The organism is Streptomyces sp. NPDC029674, assembly GCF_044903205.1.
Taxonomy (GTDB): domain Bacteria; phylum Actinomycetota; class Actinomycetes; order Streptomycetales; family Streptomycetaceae; genus Streptomyces.
In genome coordinates this window covers 138,652-159,655 of record NZ_JBJDPY010000002.1, presented here as the reverse complement: position 1 = coordinate 159,655, position 21,004 = coordinate 138,652, and the positions used below count along the sequence as shown (strand labels likewise).

The window sequence follows — 21,004 nt, the reverse complement described above, 5'->3', positions numbered from 1 at the left end:
TGTCCGCCGATTGGGTGGCCACCGATCGGGTGGTGGCCGATGCTTCGGCCGACCGGAAGCAGGACGTCCCGGGCCCGGGGCCCGGGACGGCAGTACAGCAGGGGACCGGGCCTGCGGCCCGGCCCTCTGACAGCACGCGCGTCTGTCGAGGGGGATGCATGGCCACCGTTGAACTCCGTTTCAGCGCGCTGCCCGAACACGTCAGGACCGCCCGGCTCGTGGCGGCCGCGGTGGCGCGCAGGGCCGGAGTGGACGAGGCCGTTCTCGACGAGGTCAGGCTCGCGGTGGGCGAGGCCTGCACGCGCGCCGTCGGGCTGCACCAGAGCAGCGGCGTCACGGCGCCGGTGCGGGTGGCGCTGATCGAGGACGAGAAGCAGTTCTCCATCGAGGTCGGTGACGAGGCGCCCCGAGCGACGCCCGGCGGCCGGGCGCCCGGCGCACTGCCGGAGGACGGCGACGACGCGGAGCCCGAGGGCGAGGACGAGATGGGCCTCGCGGTCATCAGCGGCCTCGTGGACGACGTGGAGGTCACGGCCGGCGAGTCCGGCGGCCTCATCCGCATGAGCTGGCCCACGGCGCCGGCGACGCTGTTGCCCTGACACTCCTCCCTCCGTTCCGCAGGCCCTGTCACCACCACGGTGAACAGGGCCTTTTGTTTTTTGATCATTTAATTGTGCCGTATCGGCGATCCACATCTTCGGCGTCAACGGGTTTGAGGCATTACCGCTTTCGGGGCCAATCTTTGCGCCCGATCATTTGCTGAGAAGCAATCTCAGGTCAATTCCGTTTGTGGCGCTCTGTTTTGATCAGGTTCCGCTCCCTACAATCCGTCCACATCTTGAGCTCAGCCCAAGCGTCAAGGAGGACGAATGGCGGGGCTTTCTACCCCTCATCAGTTTGACCACCCCTCAACCTTCGCAGCCGCAGTCCTGACCGACGACAACCGCCTCATCGTGATGGTCATCGCGGCCGTCGCGCTCGCGGCTCTCGTCGTCGCGGGTGTGCTCGTACGACAAGTACTCGCGGCAGGCGAGGGCACCGACAGCATGAAGAAGATCGCGAAGGCGATCCAGGTGGGCGCGAATGCCTATCTGGGACGCCAGCTGCGCACTCTCGGCGTATTCGCCGTCGTGGTGTTCTTCCTGCTCATGCTGCTGCCGGCGGACGACTGGAATCAGCGCGCCGGCAGATCGATCTTCTTCTTGGTCGGAGCGGCGTTCTCGGCGACCACCGGCTATATCGGTATGTGGCTCGCCGTGCGCAGCAATGTGCGTGTGGCAGCCGCCGCCCGAGAGGCCACTCCGGCAGAAGGCGAGCCCGAAAAGGATCTCACCGCCGTATCGCACAAGGCCATGAAGATCGCTTTCCGCACGGGCGGCGTCGTCGGCATGTTCACGGTGGGGCTCGGTCTGCTGGGCGCCTCCTGTGTGGTGCTCGTCTACGCGGCCGACGCGCCGAAGGTGCTCGAAGGCTTCGGCCTCGGCGCGGCGCTGATCGCGATGTTCATGCGAGTCGGCGGCGGCATCTTCACCAAGGCAGCCGACGTCGGCGCCGACCTGGTCGGCAAGGTCGAGCAGGGCATTCCGGAGGACGATCCGCGCAATGCCGCGACCATCGCCGACAACGTGGGCGACAACGTCGGCGACTGCGCCGGCATGGCCGCCGACCTCTTCGAGTCCTACGCGGTGACGCTCGTCGCCGCGCTGATCCTCGGAAAGGTGGCGTTCGGCGACTCCGGGCTCGCCTTCCCGCTGATCGTCCCGGCCATCGGCGTCGTCACGGCGATGATCGGCATCTTCGCGGTGGCGCCCCGGCGCTCCGACCGCAGCGGAATGAGCGCCATCAACCGCGGCTTCTTCATCTCCGCCGTCATCTCGCTCGTCCTCGTGGCCGCGGCGGTCTTCGTCTACCTGCCGTCCACGTACGCGGACCTGGACGGCGTCACGGACGCGGCGATCAAGGCCCACGACGGCGATCCACGGGTCCTCGCGCTCGTCGCCGTCGCCATCGGCATCGTGATGGCCGCACTGATCCAGCAGCTCACCGGCTACTTCACCGAGACGACCCGGCGTCCCGTCCAGGACATCGGCAAGACCTCGCTCACCGGTCCTGCCACCGTCGTCCTCGCCGGGATCTCGATCGGTCTGGAATCGGCCGTCTACACCGCGCTGCTGATCGGGCTCGGCGTGTACGGGGCGTTCCTGCTCGGCGGCACGTCGATCATGCTCGCCCTCTTCGCGGTCGCCCTGGCCGGTACGGGCCTGCTGACCACCGTCGGCGTCATCGTCGCCATGGACACCTTCGGCCCCGTCTCCGACAACGCGCAGGGCATCGCCGAGATGTCCGGCGACGTCCAGGGCGCGGGCGCGCAGGTGCTCACCGACCTGGATGCCGTCGGCAACACCACCAAGGCCATCACCAAGGGCATCGCCATCGCGACCGCGGTCCTCGCGGCCTCGGCGCTCTTCGGCTCGTACCGCGACGCCATCGCGGAAGCGGCCAAGGACGTCGGCGAGAAACTCGGCGACGGCGCCCCGATGAACCTGGTGATGGACATCTCACAGCCCAACAACCTGGTGGGCCTGATCCTCGGCGCCGCGGTCGTCTTCCTCTTCTCGGGGCTCGCGATCAACGCGGTGTCGCGGTCGGCGGGAGCCGTGGTCTACGAGGTGCGGCGGCAGTTCCGCGAGCACCCCGGGATCATGGACTACACCGAGGAACCGGAGTACGGGCGCGTCGTCGACATCTGCACCAAGGACGCGCTGCGCGAGCTGGCCACGCCGGGTCTGCTCGCCGTGCTCACGCCCATCGCGGTCGGGTTCTCGCTCGGTGTCGGCGCGCTCGGCTCGTTCCTCGCCGGCGCGATCGGCACGGGCACCCTGATGGCGGTCTTCCTCGCCAACTCCGGCGGTGCCTGGGACAACGCGAAGAAGCTCGTCGAGGACGGCCATCACGGCGGCAAGGGCAGTGAGGCCCACGCCGCGGTCGTCATCGGCGACACCGTGGGCGACCCGTTCAAGGACACCGCGGGGCCGGCGATCAACCCCCTGCTGAAGGTGATGAACCTGGTGGCGCTGCTCATCGCGCCCGCGGTCGTCAAGTTCAGCTACGGGGACGACGCCAGCGTCGGGATGCGGGTGCTGATCGCGGGGCTCTCCATCGCGGTCATCATCGGCGCGGTCTACGTCTCCAAGCGGCGCGGTATCGCCGTCGGGGACGAGGACAACCCGGGGCGGGTGGCCAAGTCGGCCGACCCTGCCGTGGTCTCGTAACGCCCCCGGCAACACGCGGGCGGGTGGCGCTTTTTGATGCGCCGTCCGCCCGTCGGCGTGTGCGGGGCGACCCGTGAGCCTTGTCTCGCACCCCGTACCGTCCCCCGCTTGGTGCAAATGGCTGCAATAGCTGTTGTACCGGGCCCCCGGCATGCGGATGTCGCCCAGTTGGCGTGTAAGTTCCGGGGCCGAGAGCCATGGAAGGGACCAATCCGGTGAACAAGAAGCTTGCAGCCGCACTGTCCGGCGGTGCGGTACTGGTACTCGCTTTGTCAGGGTGCAGCAGCGACGACGGCAACAAGGAGCTGGACGACTGGGCCAAGAAGGTCTGCGACTCCGTCCAGCCGGAGTCGAAGAAGATCGCGGCCGCCAACGCCGCGATCCAGAAGGAGACCTCCGACAACAGCTCGCCGGCCGACGTCCAGAAGACCGACTCCAAGGCGTTCAAGGACATGTCCGACGCCTACAAGTCGATGGGTGACGCCGTGAAGAAGGCGGGCGCGCCGCCGGTCGACGACGGCAAGAAGAAGACGGACGACGCCGTCAAGGAGCTCAACGCCATCTCCAAGTCGTACGGCGACCTGAAGAAGCAGGTCGACGGCTTGGACACCAAGAACCAGGCGGACTTCGCGGACGGCCTCAAGGACGTCGCCGGAGAGCTGGACAAGCTGAGCAAGAGCGGCAACGAGGCGTTGGAGAAGCTCCAGGAGGGCGACGTCGGCAAGGCGATGGGCAAGCAGGACAGCTGCAAGAGCGCGTCCGCCACGCCCTCCACCAAGAGCTGATCCCTTCCGGCCGTACTCTCCCGATGCCTTCGGCGCCCATGCGGCGCCGGGGGCATCGGCGCACCGGGCGGGCCACAATGGAGGGGTGAGTAACGCCAGCAGTAACGCCAGCCTCCCCCTGCCCGCGTCCGACCGCGCCGACGCAGCCGCCGCCCTGCGGGACGCGCTGCTCGCCGCCGACTTCACCGCCGACGGGCTGCTCGAACTGCTCGGCGCCCCCGCCTACACGGCGCTCGCCCGCAGCGAGACCGTGCCGGCGCTGCGGGCCACGCGAGGGGACGGTGCTCTCGCGGCGCTCGTACGCCTCTTCCTGCTGCAGGAATCCGTGCCTCACGCGCGCGTGGCCGACGTTCTGCCCGTCGGCGTACTCCTTGAGAGCGACTGGCTGGCCGAGCGGGACGGTGAGCTGTGGGCGACGGTGGACGTGCGCCCGTACGGTGGGCCGGGCGGTGAGGACTGGTTCATCGTCTCCGACCTGGGGTGCGCGGTCGGCGGCGCGGGCGGCATCGGCAGCCACGACGAGGGCGTCGTCCTCGGGGTCGGCGGCGCGTCCACCACACTGGCCGGCATCACGGTGCGTACGCCCGTCGCGAGCGCCCTCGACCTCGGCACCGGCTCCGGCATCCAGGCGCTGCACGCCGCCCAGCACGCCACGCGCGTGACGGCCACCGACCTCAACCCCAGGGCGCTGCGATTCACCCGGCTCACGCTGGCACTCTCCGGGGCCCCGGCGGCGGACCTGCGCGAGGGCTCGCTCTTCGAGCCGGTGGGGGACGAGACGTACGACCTGATCGTGTCGAATCCGCCCTTCGTGATCTCGCCCGGGGCGCGGCTCACCTACCGGGACGGCGGGATGGGCGGGGACGATCTGTGCCGGTCGCTCGTTCAGGAGGCGGGGGAGCGGTTGAACGAAGGGGGGTACGCGCACTTCCTGGCCAACTGGCAGCACGTGGACGGCGAGGAGTGGCAGGACCGGCTGCGCTCCTGGGTGCCGCGCGGCTGCGACGCCTGGATCGTGCAGCGCGAGGTGCAGGACATCACGCAGTACGCCGAGCTGTGGCTGCGGGACGCGGGGGACCACCGCACGGACCCCGGGCAGTACGCGGCGCGGTACGACGCGTGGCTGGACGAGTTCGCGGCGCGGGAGACGCATGCCGTCGGGTTCGGCTGGATCACGCTCCGGAAGTCCGGGTCCGATGAGCCGTCCATCACTATCGAGGAGTGGCCGCACCCCGTCGAGCAGCCCCTCGGCGACACGGTCCGGGAGTTCTTCGAGCGGCAGGAGTACCTGCGCACGCACGACGACGCCGCGCTGCTCACCGGGCACTTCAAGCTCGCCGACGAGGTCGTGCAGGAGCAGGTCGGGCTGCCGGGCGCCGAGGACCCCGAGCACGTCGTGCTGCGCCAGAACCGCGGGATGCGGCGGGCCACCAAGGTCGACACGGTGGGCGCCGGGTTCGCGGGCGTCTGCGACGGCTCGCTGAGCGCCGGGCGGATCCTGGACGCCATCGCCCAACTGGTCGGGGAGGACCCGGTGTTGCTGCGGGACCGGACGCCCGCGCAGATCAGGCTCCTCGTCGAGCAGGGCTTCCTGCTGCCGGTCGGGGCGTAGCGAGTCTGCGTACCGCACCCGGGTGGTGGGAGGAAACCGGCCAACATCCGGCTCGTATTGGGCATTTCGGAGCTCGTACGGGGCATTTCGGGTGCGGTGCAAGGGGGCTTTCGGGTGCGGTGTACGGGCGGGCCGCTCGCCGTTCACCCCGATGTCGTCCTCCCGATTCCCGTGCGTGTCAGCCTCCCGGCAGGGGAACTCGGCACGGGGAGGCACGACCATGGAGAGCGGACCAGCGATCTTCGCAGGAACGGTGTTCGCACTGTTCGGCGCCGGGCTGATGCTGTGGACCGGTGCGCGTGTCGCGCACCGCGCTCCCGTCGCCCAGGGTGTGAACCCCGTCGCATCGGCGACGTTCGCCGTGCTCGCGGGATCGGGTGCGCTGCTGCTCGGGGTGTGGTGCTTCACGCGGCTGTGACGTGGTGTCGACGACCCGGCGGACCCTGTCCTTCCAGTTGTCGTCCGGCCGCCGCCCGCACCGGGCACCGGAACAGCGGCGGCTACTCCGGGCGGCAGGAATGGCGGTAGTCGGGTTACCGTTCGAGTGGCCGTTGCGGGCTTTTCCCGTTTGACACGGGGGCGGGATGTACCGTCACACTCCGCAGCGACAGCGCAACGCAAGCCATGCGGGCACTGCCACCGCACTGCCACGAGACCCCCGCCACAGCGCGGGGTCGACCGGCATTGCGACCAAGTGGTGCCACCGCGCACTGCCACCGAGTGTCGACCGGAGAGAAGAGCGAAGTTGTCCCCGACCAGCGAGACCGCACAGGGCGGCCGCCGACTCGTCATCGTCGAGTCGCCTGCCAAGGCGAAGACGATCAAGAGCTACCTCGGCCCCGGCTACGTAGTCGAGGCCAGCGTCGGGCACATCCGCGACCTCCCCAACGGCGCCGCGGAGGTGCCCGAGAAGTACACCGGCGAGGTGCGCCGCCTCGGCGTGGACGTGGAGCACGACTTCGCGCCCATCTATGTCGTCAATGCCGACAAGAAGGCGCAGGTCAAGAAGCTCAAGGACCTCCTGAAGGAGTCCGACGAACTCTTCCTCGCCACCGATGAGGACCGCGAGGGCGAAGCCATCGCGTGGCACCTCCTCGAGGTCCTGAAGCCCAAGGTCCCCGTCCACCGCATGGTGTTCCACGAGATCACCAAGGACGCGATCCGCAGCGCCGTCGCCAACCCGCGCGAGCTCAACAAGCGCATGGTCGACGCCCAGGAGACCCGCCGCATCCTCGACCGCCTCTACGGCTACGAGGTCTCGCCGGTCCTCTGGAAGAAGGTCATGCCGCGGCTGTCGGCAGGCCGTGTGCAGTCCGTGGCCACCCGCCTCGTCGTCGAGCGGGAGCGCGAGCGCATCGCCTTCCGCTCCGCCGAGTACTGGGACCTGACCGGCACCTTCGGCACCGGCCGCATCGGCGACGCGTCCGACCCCTCGCAGCTGGTCGCCCGCCTCACCACGGTCGACGGCAAGCGCGTCGCGCAGGGCCGCGACTTCAACTCCGTGGGGCAGCTCAAGGCCAACAGCACGGGCACCCTGCACCTGGACGAGGCGAACGCCCGCGCGCTCGCCGCCGCCCTCCAGGACACGGACTTCTCCGTACGCTCCGTCGAGTCGAAGCCGTACCGCCGCTCGCCGTACGCGCCCTTCCGTACGACGACCATGCAGCAGGAGGCCTCGCGCAAGCTGGGCTTCGGCGCCAAGGCGACCATGCAGGTGGCCCAGAAGCTGTACGAGAACGGCTTCATCACCTACATGCGTACGGACTCCACGACGCTGTCCGACACGGCGGTCGCGGCCGCCCGGGCCCAGGTCACGCAGCTCTACGGCAGCGACTACCTGCCGGACAAGCCGCGTACGTACGCCGGCAAGGTCAAGAACGCCCAGGAGGCGCACGAGGCGATCCGCCCCTCGGGTGATCGTTTCCGCACGCCCGCCGAGACCGGTCTGTCGGGCGACCAGTTCCGGCTCTACGAGCTGATCTGGAAGCGGACCGTCGCCTCCCAGATGAAGGACGCGACCGGAAACTCGGTCACGGTCAAGATCGGCGGCCGCGCCTCCGACGGCCGCGACGCCGAGTTCAGCGCGTCCGGCAAGACCATCACCTTCCACGGCTTCCTCAAGGCCTACGTAGAGGGCGCCGACGACCCGAACGCCGAGCTGGACGACCGCGAGCGCAGGCTCCCGCAGGTCGGCGAGGGCGACGCGCTCTCCGCCGACGAGATCTCGGTCGACGGCCACGCGACGAAGCCCCCGGCCCGCTACACCGAGGCGTCGCTGGTCAAGGAGCTCGAAGAGCGCGAGATCGGCCGCCCGTCGACGTACGCGTCGATCCTCGGCACGATCCTCGACCGCGGATACGTCTTCAAGAAGGGGACGGCACTCGTTCCCTCCTTCCTGAGCTTCGCCGTGGTCAACCTCCTGGAGAAGCACTTCGGGCGCCTCGTCGACTACGACTTCACCGCCAGGATGGAGGACGACCTCGACCGCATCGCCCGCGGTGAGGCGCAGGCCGTGCCGTGGCTGCGGCGCTTCTACTTCGGTGAGGGCGAGGCGGCCGGCGGCGCGGCCGACGCGGGCAACGGCGACGGCGACCACCTCGGCGGCCTCAAGGAACTCGTCACCGACCTCGGCGCCATCGACGCCCGCGAGGTGTCGTCCTTCCCCGTCGGCAACGACATCATGCTCCGCGTCGGCCGCTACGGTCCCTACGTCGAGCGCGGCGAGCGCGACTCCGAGAACCACCAGCGCGCGGACGTCCCCGACGACCTGGCGCCCGACGAGCTGACCGTCGACTACGCGGAGGAGCTGCTCGCCAAGCCGAGCGGCGACTTCGAGCTGGGCACGGACCCGCACTCCGGCAACCAGATCGTCGCCAAGGACGGCCGCTACGGCCCGTACGTGACGGAGATCCTCCCCGAGGGCACCCCGAAAACCGGCAAGAACGCGGTCAAGCCGCGCACCGCCTCCCTCTTCAAGTCCATGTCGCTCGACACGGTCACCCTCGAGGACGCCCTCAAGCTGATGTCCCTGCCGCGCGTGGTCGGCACCGACGCCGAGGGCGTCGAGATCACCGCGCAGAACGGCCGGTACGGCCCGTATCTGAAGAAGGGCACCGACTCGCGGTCCATCGAGACCGAGGAGCAGCTCTTCACCATCACGCTGGAAGAAGCCCTGGAGATCTACTCCAAGCCGAAGCAGCGTGGCCGCGCCGCCGCCAAGCCGCCGCTGAAGGAGCTCGGCGAGGACCCGGTCAGCGGCAAGCCGGTCGTCGTGAAGGACGGCCGCTTCGGGGCGTACGTCACGGACGGCGAGACGAACGCGACACTGCGGGCGGCGGACTCCGTGGAGGACATCACTCCGGAGCGGGGCTACGAGCTCCTCGCGGAGAAGCGGGCGAAGGGGCCTGCCAAGAAGACGGCGAAGAAGGCCGCCAAGAAGGCACCCGCGAAGAAGGCGCCGGCAAAGAAGACGGCCGCCACGAAGACCGCGGCCAAGAAGACCACCGCCGCGAAGAAGACCACGGCCAAGAAGACGACCGCCAAGAAGACGGCTGTTTCCAGTAAGGCAGCCGCTTCGGAGGACTGACCTCCGACACCTCCCACAGCGGGCGCCACCCGAACCAGACGGTCGTTTGTTCGGGTGGCTCCGCGGGGAGTGGGTCCGTCCAGATAGGCTGGACGGATGACGCGTGCCGAGCAGCCAACGGCCGGAATCCCGGCCCCCGACGACGCCCTGGTCGCAGATTCCCGAGAGCGTGCCGTCCGCGCCTTGCTGCGCGTACCGCAGCTGAAGCGGTTGTGGAGCGCCCAACTCGTCGAAAGTGTCGGCGACGCGCTCGCGCTCCTCGTCCTGGTGATCCTCGCGCTCCAGTCGTCCATCGCCGAAGGCGCCTTCGGAGGCGGCTATCGGGGAGCGGCCTTCGCCGTGACCGCCGTCTTCGGAGCGCGCGTCCTCGCGACGCTGCTCTTCGGAGCGGTGCTTCTCGGGCCGCTCACCTCGCTCACCTCTCCGGGCGGCCCGCTCGACCGGCGCTGGACCATGATCGGCGCCGACGGAGTGCGGGCCGCACTCCTCGTCGTCGCGCCGCTGTGGATCGACTGGACCCCGGACGACGCCCTCGCGGTGATCCTGGTGACGTCCTTCGTCGTCGGCGTCGCCGAGCGCTTCTGGACGGTCGCCAAGGAGAGCGCGGCGCCCGCGCTGCTGCCCGCGCCGCCCCTGGAGGGCGCGACAGTACGGCCGCTGCCGGACCACATGGACGCACTGCGGCGCCTCTCCCTGCGTACGGGATTCCTGGCGCTGCCCGTCGCGGCCGCGATCCTCGTCGTCATCACCCTCGTCGGGAACGTGCTCGGCGCCGGCATCGACTGGTTCGAGCTGCACCAGGCAGGGCTCGCCTCCTTTGTGGCGGCCGGGCTCTTCGCCGCGTCGCTCTCGATCGTCTACTTCCTCGTACTTCCCGGTACGCAGACGCCACGCGCGCGCAGCCCGCTGGAGGGGCTGCGCAGGCCGCGCACCGGCACGGGCACCGACAAGGGCCGCACCGGCTCGATCCCGCTCTTCGTCGCCGCCTGCGCCGCCGTCGCGGGAGCCGTCGCGGCGGCCGTTGCCGTCGCCGTGCTGCACGCCAAGGACCTGGGCGGCGGGCCCGTCACGTACGGCCTGGTGGTCCTCGTCCTGACCGGCGGCACCGCCGTCGGCATCCGCGTCGCGCCGTCCCTGCTGCCCTCGCTCTCGCGCCGCAGGCTGCTCGCGCTCGCCATCGCCCTCACCGGCGTCGCGCTGCTCGCCGCCGGCCTCGTGCCCGACACCACGACCGTGCTGCTGCTCCTCGCCCTCACGGGCGTCTGCGCGGGAGTCGCCGCGAACATCGGCCACGCGCTCCTCGACCAGGAGGTCGAGGACTACCGCAGGGCCCGCACCACGGAGCACCTCCACGCGGTCGTACGTCTCGTCCTCGCGCTCGGCGCGCTGGTGGCCCCGGTGGTCGCCGCCGCGATCGGGCCGCACCGCATGGTCAACGGCAAGTTCGTCTTCGACCACGGAGGCGCCGCCTTCACGCTGATGCTGGTCGGAGCGCTGCTGCTGCCGGTGGCCGCGCTGGTCCTCGCCAAGGCCGACGACCGCCAGGGCATACCGCTCAGGCACGACCTGCTGGACGCCCTGCGCGGCGGCGACGACCCGGCGCAGGCGCCCTGCGCCACCGGCTTCTTCATCGCCCTGGAGGGCGGCGACGGCGCGGGCAAGTCGACGCAGGCCGAGGCGCTCGCCGAGTGGATCCGCGCCAAGGGCCACGAGGTCGTCGTCACGCGCGAGCCGGGCGCGACGCCCGTCGGCAAGCGGCTGCGGTCGATCCTCCTCGACGTGTCGTCGGCCGGTCTCTCGCACCGCGCCGAAGCGCTCCTGTACGCCGCCGACCGCGCGGAGCACGTCGACACCGTCGTACGCCCCGCCCTCGAACGCGGCGCCATCGTCATCTCCGACCGCTACATCGACTCGTCCGTCGCCTACCAGGGCGCGGGCCGCGACCTGTCGCCGACCGAGATCGCCCGCATCAACCGCTGGGCCACCGGCGGCCTCGTACCGAACCTGACGTGCCTGCTCGACGTGGAGCCCGAGGCCGCCCGCGAGCGGTTCACGGAGGCGCCCGACCGACTCGAGTCGGAGCCCGCCGAGTTCCACGCGCGCGTGCGCTCCGGTTTCCTCACGCTCGCCGCCGCCGACCCGGGGCGGTACCTGATCGTCGACGCGTCCCAGGAGCCGGAGGCGGTCACGACCGTCATCCGGCACCGGCTCGACCTCGTACTCCCCCTCTCCGAAGCCGAGGTGAAGGCACAGGAGGAGGCCCGCAGGGCCGCCGAGGAGGAGGCGCGGCGCAAGGCCGAGGAAGAGGCCGCGCGCAAGGCCGAGGAGGAGCGCCTCGAACGCGAGCGCCAGGAGCAGCTCGCCAAGCTCCGCGCCGAGGAGGAGGAGCGCAAGCGGCGCGAGCTGGAGGAGGCCCAGCGCCGCGAGGCCGAGCGGCAGGCCGAGGAGGCCAGGAAGCGCGCCGAGGAGGCGAAGCGCCGGGCCGAGGAGGAGCAGGCCAGGCTCCTCGCCGAGGAGAAGGTCCGCAAGGCCGAGGAGGAGCGGCGCCGCCGGGAGGCCGAGGAAGAGGCACGGCTGCGCGCCGAGGCCGAGGAGCGGCGCCTGGAGAAGCAGCGGAAGGCGGAGGCGGCGCTGCTGCGGGCGGAGGAGGCGCGGCGGCTCGCGGCGGCTTCGGCGGCCGCGGCGACGGCTGCGGCGGCTCCGGCTCCGGCTCCGAAGGCTGCCCCTCCGGCTCCGAAGGCTGCCCCTCCGGCTCCGGCGCGGAAGGCTCCATCAGCCGAGTCGTCCGTGCCGGCCGACGAGACCCCCGTGCCCGACAACGAGACCACCGTGCCCACCCCCGTGGTGAAGCCGCCCTCCGGGGCTGCCGACGAGACGGCCGTGCTGCCGGCGATCGGCACCGAGGGGCCCGGCACGGAGGGCCCCGGCGCGGAGGACACCGCGGTGCTGCCGCAGCCGCCCGCGCCCGCGGGGGCCGCCGACGAGACGGCCGTACTGCCGGCCGTCCGGGAGGACAAGGTGCCGCCGGGGTACTTCCGGGACGAGCGGCCCGCGAGCGCGCCCACGCCCGACGGGTCCGACGACCGGACCCGTGAGCTGCCCCAGATCGAGGTCGACGAGCAGGGCGTGCCCCGGCGGTCGTCCTCCGACTGGGCCGAGGAGACGCCGCTGGACGACCTGCCGTCGCTCGCGGACGAACTGCTCGGGTCCCATGAGGACGAGGACGCGGCGGATGACGACGGGAACGGCGACGGTGACAGGCGGGCGCGGCGCGGCCGGCGAGGCCGCTGAAGACCGCGGCCGGGCCGGATCGGGCCGGATTGTCAGTGGTGTCCTCCACAATGGGCAGTCCGGGCGGGAATTGGGCGGTCCGGGCAGGAGCAGAGCGCGGCGTAAGGCGGTGACCCCATGAGCGTGTGGGACGACCTGGTGGGTCAGGAGCGGGTGAGCGAGCAGCTGGGTGCCGCCGCCCGGGACGCCGACGCGCTGGTGACGGCGGCGGCCACCGACACCCCGCCGCCGGAGTCGTCGAAGATGACGCACGCCTGGCTGTTCACGGGCCCGCCCGGCTCCGGCCGCGCCACCGCCGCGCGTGCCTTCGCCGCCGCCCTGCAGTGCACCAGCCCCGACCGCGCGCTCGGCGGCGCCCCCGGCTGCGGCTTCTGCGACGGCTGCCACACCAGCCTGATCGGCACCCACGCCGACGTGGAAGTGGTGCGCACGGACCTGCTCTCCATCGGCGTGAAGGAGACCCGCGAGCTCGTCCGGCGTGCACAGCTGTCGCCCGCCGTCGGCCGCTGGCAGGTCATCGTCCTGGAGGACGCCGACCGCCTCACGGAGGGCGCGGGAAACGTCCTGCTGAAAGCCGTCGAGGAGCCCGCTCCCCGCACGGTGTGGCTACTCTGCGCGCCCTCCCTGGAGGACGTGCTGCCGACCATCCGCTCCCGCTGCCGGCACCTGACACTCAGCACGCCGCGCGTGGACGCGGTCGCCGACGTGCTCGTACGGAGAGACGGCATCGAGCCGGACGTCGCCGCGGCCGTGGCGCGCGCCACGCAGGGACACATCGGCCGCGCCCGGCGGCTCGCGACCGACCCACGCGCGCGTGAGCGCAGGGCCGCCGTCCTGAAGCTGCCGATGCGGGTGACGGAGATCGGCGGCTGCCTCAAGGCCGCGCAAGAGCTGATCGACACGGCGACCGAGGACGCGAAGCAGGTCGCCGAGGAGGTCGACGGCAAGGAGACCGAGGAGCTGAAGGCGGCGCTCGGCGGCGGCCAGGGCAGCCGGATGCCGCGCGGCACGGCCGGCGCGATGAAGGAGCTCGAGGACAGACAGAAGCGGCGCAAGACGCGTACGCAGCGTGACAGCCTCGACCTCGCGCTCACCGAACTGACCGGGCTCTACAGGGACGTCCTCGCCCTGCAGCTCGGCTCGCGGGTGGCCATCGCCAACACCGAGGTGCAGGACATGCTGGAGCGCATGGCCCTGGGCTCCTCGCCCGAATCCACGCTGCGCCGCATCGAGGCGATCGGTGCCTGCCGCACCGCGCTCGACCGCAATGTGGCGCCGCTGCTGGCGGTGGAGGCCATGACGGTGGCGTTGCGGGCGGGGTAAGTGTCCTCGTTCGCGCGGGTCTCCGTCCGGCGGCGTGAACGCCCCGGGCCGGAGAGCGGGTTGGCGGATCGGCGGGCGCCCAGTGGGTGTTCCCGCGGGCGGATTCACTCATACGGGCACGATTAGTGACCGTCCGCTCGCGGAGAGTTACTCTCACGAAATGGACATCAGCCGTCGCGGCCGTCGCAGCCGTCACCTCTCCTTCCGTACGTGCGGCACTCTGCTCGTGACCACCGGGCTGCTCATCTCCGGCTGCTCGTCGGAAAGTTCGACGGCCGACGCTTCCATGGCGTCGCTGTCCCGCTCGACGCCCGCCGAGCTCGCCCCGTACTACGGACAGAAGCTGAGCTGGCGCGAGTGCGGCGCCCCCGGCTTCGAGTGCGCCTCCATGAAGGCCCCGCTCGACTACGCGAAGCCCGCGGCGGGCGACATCGAGCTGGCGGTCGCCCGCAAGAAGGCCACTGGGAGGAAGGCCATCGGGAAGGAGGCCGCAGGGGAGAAGGCCACGGGGGAGAACGGCCGTCTCGGCTCGCTCCTGGTCAATCCGGGCGGCCCCGGCGGCTCGGCGATCGGCTACCTCCAGGCGTACGCGGCGCTCGGCTACCCCGAGAAGGTCCGGGCCCGCTACGACATGGTCGCCGTCGACCCGCGCGGAGTGGCCCGCAGCGAGCCCGTGACCTGCCTCGACGGCACGCGCATGGACGTGTACACGCAGACGGATGTGACCCCCGACGACCAGCGCGAGACGGACGGCCTGCGCAACGCCTTCGAGACGTTCGCGGCGGGCTGCGAGGCACGGTCGGCCAAGATCCTGCCGCACGTCTCCACGGTCGAGGCGGCCCGCGACATGGACGTCCTGAGGGCGGCGCTCGGCGACGAGAAGCTGTCGTACGTCGGCGCCTCGTACGGGACCTTCCTCGGCGCGACGTACGCGGAGCTCTTCCCGCGGCGCGTGGGCCGCCTGGTCTTGGACGGCGCGATGGACCCGTCCCTGTCCGCTCGCCGTATGAACCGCGACCAGACCGCCGGCTTCGAGACGGCGTTCCGGTCCTTCGCGAAGGACTGCGTGGCGCGCGGCGCGGAGTGTCCGCTCGGCGCCGAGAGCCCCGAGGACGCGGGCCGCCGCCTCAAGGCCTTCTTCGGCGAACTGGACCGCGAACCGCTGACCGTGGGCGGGGTGGGCGGCGGGGCAGGTGGCGGGGTGGGCGGCAGGAAACTCGGCGAGGCGCTCGCCACGACGGGCGTGATCGCCGCGATGTACGACGAGGCGGGCTGGCCCCAGCTGCGCGACGCGCTCACCTCGGCGATGAAGGACAAGGACGGGGCGGGCCTGCTCGCGCTCTCCGACGGCTACTACGAGCGGGACGAAGACGGAAAGTACGCGAACCTGATGTTCGCCAACGCCGCCGTGAACTGTCTGGACCTGCCCCCCTCCTTCGCCTCCCCGGCCGAGGTCCGCAAGTCCCTGCCCTCTTTCCGCAAGGCCTCCCCGGTCTTCGGCGAAGGCCTCGCCTGGTCGTCCCTGAACTGCGCGTACTGGCCGGTGCGGGCCACGGGTGAGCCGCACCGCATCGAGGCGGAAGGCGCGGCCCCGATCCTGGTCGCCGGCACGACCCGCGACCCGGCCACCCCCTACCGCTGGGCAAAGGCCCTCGCCTCCCAGCTCTCCTCCGGCCACCTCCTCACCTACGAGGGCGACGGCCACACGGCGTACGGCCGCGGCAGCGACTGCGTCGACTCGACGATCAACGCCTACCTCCTGGAGGGCACCGTCCCGAAGGACGGAAAGCGCTGCTCGTAGGCCTAAGAAGGGGGTGTGCGGAGCACCCTCGAAAACTGTGTAGACTTGGCCGCGTTGCTGATCGCACCATGGTGCGGACGGCGCGCCGCCTTAGCTCAGATGGCCAGAGCAACGCACTCGTAATGCGTAGGTCTCGGGTTCGAATCCCGAAGGCGGCTCTGTGGAAGCCCCAGGACTCACTCGCCGTGACCTGGGGCTTTTGCTTTTTTCGCCCCTTGCGTCGGCCGACACACCCTCCCCCGTTCGTGTCACCAAATCCAAGGGGTGCGCGAGGGGAGCGCATGAGCGCAGTGCTTGTGCGCGGGGGTGCGCAACGGGTGGTGCGGCAGCGTCGCCGAAAGCCATGGCGAGGGTTCTTGGCGAGTAGGCCGGTTTTGTGGAGCCTCGTTGCCCAGCCGCTCCTTCACGAGACTCTCGAACTCATGCCGGTGATCCCGAAGCCACGACAGGCACGACAGCGCCTGAGTGATCAGCGCTTTGCCGTTCGAACGCTTGTATTCGATGATCACCGGGTTACCGCTCTCGTCCAGGCCGAGGGAGTCGATCCGCCCACGGTGCCACGAACCGGTGCTGTACTCAGACGCCAGGAACCGGATCCCGAGCATGGCTTCCATGTTCTGCTCGATCAGCGTCTGCAGGTGACGCTCTAGCGCCACCGCCGCGCCCGGGATCTCGGCAGCCTGGCCGCCAGCGACCCGGAAGAGTTTCAGATCGCTCACTGACCCGGCCCCCCTTCGTAATCGGTTCTGGAACAGACCAATCGATCAACTGCGGCATGTATTCCAGGTCTGTCCACGGCAACTGATCTGCCGCACGTTCTCCGGTTGCGGTGCTGTGCAGGCAACGGCCCCGAAGATCCGATGGCCTGGGAGGCAAAGCCGGGTCCTGCAAGTCGCTGATCGGCTCGGACCTTGGCCGTGATGGCGATTTCTGAACTTCAAAGAGCCCTATCGGCCCCAGGCCGTGCTGGTGCGCTGGTCAGGCAAGGTGGTCATCCCCCTGGCGTCCCGGGCGGTTCTCCATCCGATGGTGGATGGGGGAGTGGTGCAGCCGCTCACGGCGCAGAATCGCCCATCCGCCCCGGCCAAGACAGCGTCGTACTCGGCGACCATGCACAGCTTCTGCTCCGGGGAGACGCAGCGATGAGTCGGTCTTGACGCCAGGACCTTGGACCCGGCTAGGGGCCGTTTGTGCTGGTCATCTGGCCGGGGATCCTGTCTTGCTCAGGGCGGATAATCCGCTATGCCGGGTGTCTCACCACAGATTGACAGGAAGGGCAGCGGATACTCGAGACAGCAACTGACCGCCTTGGCGCACACGGCCTGTCTCTTCAGCCATGATGCTCACATGGCCACCATCCAGTCAGCAGCCGAGATCGCACCGCTCCTGGAGCGACTCAATGGGAAGAAGATCGCCACGCTTCAGGTGCTCGGCGTCAACTCGCTCAAGTCCGTTTCACCTCTTCCAGAGGCGCTTGTGGGGGAGGCGGTGACAGAGGTGGACGTTGCTGAGCGCATCATCAACGTGCACACGACTGGCCACCGCATCTCGTTCGATCTGCAACGTACGGGCCGGGTCGTAATGCTCGAATCCGCCGAGCCCTACCAGCATGTTGTCGGGGGCAGCCGCCCTACTGTCCGCCTCCTCACGGCTGACGGATCAGGGGTGGACCTGACTGAGCCGGCCAAGACGAAGCGGATCACAGTCACGATCGTGACCAGGTCTGAGTGACGTTGCCGCACCGAATGACCGGCTTTCCAGGCGGCCTCGATGCAGCTACTCTCGACGCAGGAATCTGAGCAAGTCATCGGGAGAAGCGATGGGCCGGCAGACGCAACGTAAGGACGACCTTCTGGTCTCCTCCAACTTCATCCGCGCAGTCCGGGAGTCGGGCTACGTCAGCCTCTCGACCGCCCTCGCAGAACTCATCGACAACTCGCTCCAGGCAGCAGCGACGGTGGTCGCGGTCACGATCACGAGAGCCAAGCCGGGCAGCCTTCCGGAGATCCGTGTGGAGGACGACGGGGAAGGGATGTCGCGCTCCCGACTCGAGGCATGTCTCCGCTTCGGTGGCTCGTCACGCTTTGATGAAAGGCAGTCGTTCGGCCGGTTCGGTATGGGGTTGCCAGCCGCGTCCCTCAGTCAGGCGCGGCGAGTAGAGGTGACCTCATGGCAGAACGGTCGGGCAGCCAACCAGGTCTGCTTGGACGTCGACGCCATCGCAGACGGGACTCCAGTCGATCTTCGGGCTCGCCGTCAGCCTGGCGCCACTACGGGATCGGGTTGCTTGGTGACCTGGCAGCAGTGTGACCGTATCGAGTACCGGCGCCTCGCTTGGCTCGAGCGTGCGCTGCGGCGAGATCTTGGACGCATCTACCGCCGCTTCCTCAGTAGCGGGGACCTTGCGTTGACGATCAATGGGAATCGGGTAGATCCGGTCGATCCTATGCTACTGACCGCGAAGACCGAGGGGCACAGCGCACGCCTGGCGTTCGAGCCTCTCCGCTACGAACTGGCAGCATCGTCGGGCAAGACGGCCTTCGTCGCGGTTCGGTTCGCGATGCTGCCGGTGCAGCACTGGCATCGCCTGGACAACGTGACCAAGAGGCGCGTCGGCATTGTCGGCGGAGCCGGAGTCTCCATCCTCCGCGCCGGTCGAGAGATCGCGAGCGGCTGGCACCTCATGGGCGCGAAGCGTAAAGAGAACTACGACGACTGGTGGCGTTGCGAGATCGAGTTCGATCCCATCCTCGACGAGCACTTCGGTATCACCATCAATAAGCAGGGAATCCGGCCTTCCCAAGTACTCCAAGAGGCCCTCGGGCCGGAGTTGGAGGCGATCGCTCGGCTTTTGAACTCGCGAGTCCGTCAAGCTTTTGAGGAGGTCAAGTTTCAAGCGGCCACGGAGACGTCGTGCCGCGTAGCGGAGGCTGCTGACGTCGATCTGCCTGTCATCCGGACGGCAGGGAAGGGTTCGGGCGCCCTGAGCTACCGGATTGGATCTGAGCAGCTTTCGATCGATAAGATGTTCGCCTCCACTCTGAAGCGGCGGACGCTCGATGTCACGCTGAACGTTGACCACCCTGCCTTCGCAGCGTTGTACCGCCCTCTCCAGACGTTGGGTGATGAGGCGGCAGGAGAACTCCGAACTGCTCTCGAACTGTTCCTCCTGTCCTTCGCCCGCACCACAACACTTCTGAGCCGCGACGGTCACAACTGCGACGATCTCCTGCGCATGTGGAGCAGGACCTACGGACGGATGCTCCAAAAGTCATGAAAGACGAGGCCAAATTTGTTCCTCTCAGCCTTCCGGCCGACGCCTCCCGTCGGGAACGGCAAGGGTTCGCCCGGCTCTGCACTCAGCTTGCGAGCATGCCGGTGGGAGCCGAAGCCGCGGGTGACCACGCGCGGTGGATGAAGGCATCCAAGATCAATAACTTGTACGACCAGCCTCTTCTCGCTGCAGCTGCTCACGTTGCCATCGATCTTGTGGATCAAGGCTGGACGGTTCGAGTGGAAGGCTCCAAGGCCGTTTTTACTCCCCCCTCGGTTCACGGCGACCGCAAGGTGGAGAAGGCCCGGGTCCGGCGTCAGGAGCATCTCCGTCGTGACGAACAGCTCAGGAAGAGCAGTGTTCGACGATTCGTCGAGGGGATGGAGCGTACGCACCAGCACGGCGACCGATTGGTCTCCGTTTTCAACCTGATGCGTGACGGCCGAGAGCTGGCGGATGCGCTTCAGCGCGCCGGCGCGTCTGCGGACGTCGTTAAGCCCTACGTTCAGATCGTCGACTCATCGACTTGTGATCTAACTGGATTCAAGCTTCACGACATCTGGCGCTACTTCCGCCATACATGGTCCAACGCTTACGCGACCGTGCCTGGTCGTTCGATGCCGATCTTGGTCCGGGACGCTGCCACGGAGTTCCACGCCGTGATCGGGTTGGCGGCCATCTCCAGCCCTGTTGTCCAGATTGCTGAGCGTGACCACTGGATGGGCTGGGAGACGGATCAGTTTCTCGAGCAGGTGCAAGCTGAGCCGACTGCTGATATTGCTTGCTGGCTGGCTCAGCGGATCGAGGGCCAGCAGCACGAGATCTACGTCGACGATCTCCTTCGTGATGGGATTCTCCAGCCGACCGACCTGGCAGCGCCCACGCCTGAGGTAATCGCTCGGCTCCGGGCCGATGCCGATCGTCACCGGCAGAGGCATCACCAGGCAACCACGATCCGCGCGGTCCGTAACATCGACCGCGAAGCGTGGGTGGAGCGCGCCACGACTGATCTATTTCGGAGCAAGCGTTCGTCAGTGCTCGCAGAAGCCCTGGAGATCGCCAGCCTGCTCGGAGGCTATCTCTCTCCGCCTACGGTCGAAGGACTAACCAAGGCCTTTTCGGATCCGAAGGCCCGTTCGCAGATGCGCCGAGTGGTGCGTCGTGCACGCGGAGAGCGAGTCGGTACTGTCATCGCCGACCTCACTGTTTGTGGCGCTGTGGCGCCGTACAACGCGCTAGCGGCGGGAAAGCTGGTGGGGGCGCTTGCCGTCTCGCCCCAGGTGCTATCCGCTTACCGCGAGAAGTATGCACGCGCAAGTGAGATTGCGTCGGCGATGGCCGGCCGCCCGATCCTCCGTGAGCCCCGACTCTCCTTCGTCGGAACCACGTCGCTCTACGGCACCGGTTCAAGTCAGTACAACCGACTGTTTTGGCCTGCTGACGTCATGGGGGGCGATAGCGACATCCGCATGGGCTTTCACGAGCTTGGACGGTCACGCTCCTTCGGGACCTCTCACTTCTCCGATGAGACTGTCGATGCCCTGGTCCGAGTGTCGGCGTTGCGCGGCTCTTCCGTCCGGATCAACAGCCTCTTCGGCGAGGGTGTCAGCCCTCGACTACGTAAGGTCCGAGTGGGGTTGGCCGCACTTGGCTGGCCTGCCAACGAACTTCTCAAGCACGGACGTGAACGCATCCTGTACGGCGTTCCGCTGGTCGAGAACCTGCGGGACTACTCGCTCGGCGTCGACCGGGAGCCGAAGTACCTGCTGAATCCCGAACTCACCAAAGTGGACGCCAAGGTCTCCGAGTGGTGGCTTGAGCGTTGGTGCCGACGGCGGGCCACACAAGACCATGTTCTTGAGTCCATGCGGTCGCATCGGTTGGTCCGTCCAGTCGAGCACGGTGCCCGCGTACCGCTGCCCCTGGGCGAGGGAATGTCGGCCCCCGGAGAGGAAATGTTTCCCATCTCCAGTTGAGAGACCGTCGTCACCTGCCCCAGACGTTGGTGTCAGCCCGAGCGCTACCCGGGAGGCTGTCCAACACGATGGTTCCGGGGGCTG

Annotated in this window: 13 protein-coding genes and 1 tRNA gene; 13 read left to right on the top strand and 1 reads right to left on the bottom strand. The window is 69.1% G+C overall.

The features are described 5' to 3' along the window. Positions 1 to 158: 158 nt before the first annotated feature. The 10 genes from ACI2L3_RS04580 (at position 159) to ACI2L3_RS04535 (ending at position 15,828) form a co-directional block, all read left to right on the top strand. The gene (locus tag ACI2L3_RS04580) at positions 159 to 599 is read left to right on the top strand and encodes an ATP-binding protein (protein ID WP_404750831.1); all 441 of its coding nucleotides are present in this window, start codon (positions 159 to 161) and stop codon (positions 597 to 599) included. 270 nt (positions 600 to 869) lie between these two features. Next, positions 870 to 3,272 carry a sodium-translocating pyrophosphatase gene (locus ACI2L3_RS04575; protein ID WP_404750830.1) on the top strand — a complete coding sequence of 801 codons (2,403 nt, stop codon included), beginning with the start codon at positions 870 to 872 and terminating at the stop codon, positions 3,270 to 3,272. Positions 3,273 to 3,469: 197 nt separating this feature from the next. After that, positions 3,470 to 4,057, top strand: coding sequence for a small secreted protein (locus ACI2L3_RS04570; RefSeq protein WP_404750829.1), 588 nt, complete (start codon positions 3,470 to 3,472; stop codon positions 4,055 to 4,057). An 85-nt stretch (positions 4,058 to 4,142) separates the two neighbouring features. Further along, the gene (locus ACI2L3_RS04565) at positions 4,143 to 5,669 is read left to right on the top strand and encodes a methyltransferase (protein WP_404750828.1); all 1,527 of its coding nucleotides are present in this window, start codon (positions 4,143 to 4,145) and stop codon (positions 5,667 to 5,669) included. Positions 5,670 to 5,889: 220 nt separating this feature from the next. Continuing rightward, positions 5,890 to 6,087, top strand: coding sequence for a hypothetical protein (locus tag ACI2L3_RS04560; RefSeq protein WP_404750827.1), 198 nt, complete (start codon positions 5,890 to 5,892; stop codon positions 6,085 to 6,087). A gap of 327 nt (positions 6,088 to 6,414) precedes the next feature. Then, positions 6,415 to 9,255: a type I DNA topoisomerase gene (gene topA, locus ACI2L3_RS04555; RefSeq protein ID WP_404750826.1), complete on the top strand. Its 2,841-nt coding sequence runs from the start codon at positions 6,415 to 6,417 to the stop codon at positions 9,253 to 9,255. A gap of 96 nt (positions 9,256 to 9,351) precedes the next feature. Further along, the gene (gene tmk / locus ACI2L3_RS04550) at positions 9,352 to 12,546 is read left to right on the top strand and encodes a dTMP kinase (RefSeq protein WP_404750825.1); all 3,195 of its coding nucleotides are present in this window, start codon (positions 9,352 to 9,354) and stop codon (positions 12,544 to 12,546) included. 117 nt (positions 12,547 to 12,663) lie between these two features. Continuing rightward, the gene (locus tag ACI2L3_RS04545; protein ID WP_404750824.1) at positions 12,664 to 13,869 is read left to right on the top strand and encodes a DNA polymerase III subunit delta'; all 1,206 of its coding nucleotides are present in this window, start codon (positions 12,664 to 12,666) and stop codon (positions 13,867 to 13,869) included. 160 nt (positions 13,870 to 14,029) lie between these two features. Next, complete coding sequence (locus tag ACI2L3_RS04540; protein ID WP_404750823.1) at positions 14,030 to 15,670, top strand: alpha/beta hydrolase; 1,641 nt, start codon at positions 14,030 to 14,032, stop codon at positions 15,668 to 15,670. Between the two features lie 84 nt (positions 15,671 to 15,754). Further along, a tRNA-Thr gene (locus ACI2L3_RS04535) sits at positions 15,755 to 15,828 on the top strand. 90 nt (positions 15,829 to 15,918) lie between these two features. On the opposite strand, the gene ACI2L3_RS04530 is transcribed toward ACI2L3_RS04535, so the two are convergent. Then, positions 15,919 to 16,389, bottom strand: a complete 471-nt coding sequence (locus ACI2L3_RS04530) for a hypothetical protein (RefSeq protein WP_404750822.1) — start codon at positions 16,387 to 16,389, stop codon at positions 15,919 to 15,921. A gap of 628 nt (positions 16,390 to 17,017) precedes the next feature. On the opposite strand from ACI2L3_RS04530, the gene ACI2L3_RS04525 reads away from it, so the two are divergent. The 3 genes from ACI2L3_RS04525 (at position 17,018) to ACI2L3_RS04515 (ending at position 20,920) form a co-directional block, all read left to right on the top strand. Then, positions 17,018 to 17,401: a hypothetical protein gene (locus ACI2L3_RS04525; RefSeq protein WP_404750821.1), complete on the top strand. Its 384-nt coding sequence runs from the start codon at positions 17,018 to 17,020 to the stop codon at positions 17,399 to 17,401. An 88-nt stretch (positions 17,402 to 17,489) separates the two neighbouring features. Then, positions 17,490 to 18,947: an ATP-binding protein gene (locus tag ACI2L3_RS04520; protein ID WP_404750820.1), complete on the top strand. Its 1,458-nt coding sequence runs from the start codon at positions 17,490 to 17,492 to the stop codon at positions 18,945 to 18,947. Continuing rightward, positions 18,944 to 20,920: a Druantia anti-phage system protein DruA gene (locus ACI2L3_RS04515; RefSeq protein ID WP_404750819.1), complete on the top strand. Its 1,977-nt coding sequence runs from the start codon at positions 18,944 to 18,946 to the stop codon at positions 20,918 to 20,920. Before ACI2L3_RS04520 ends, ACI2L3_RS04515 begins: the two co-directional genes overlap by 4 nt. Positions 20,921 to 21,004: the final 84 nt, after the last annotated feature.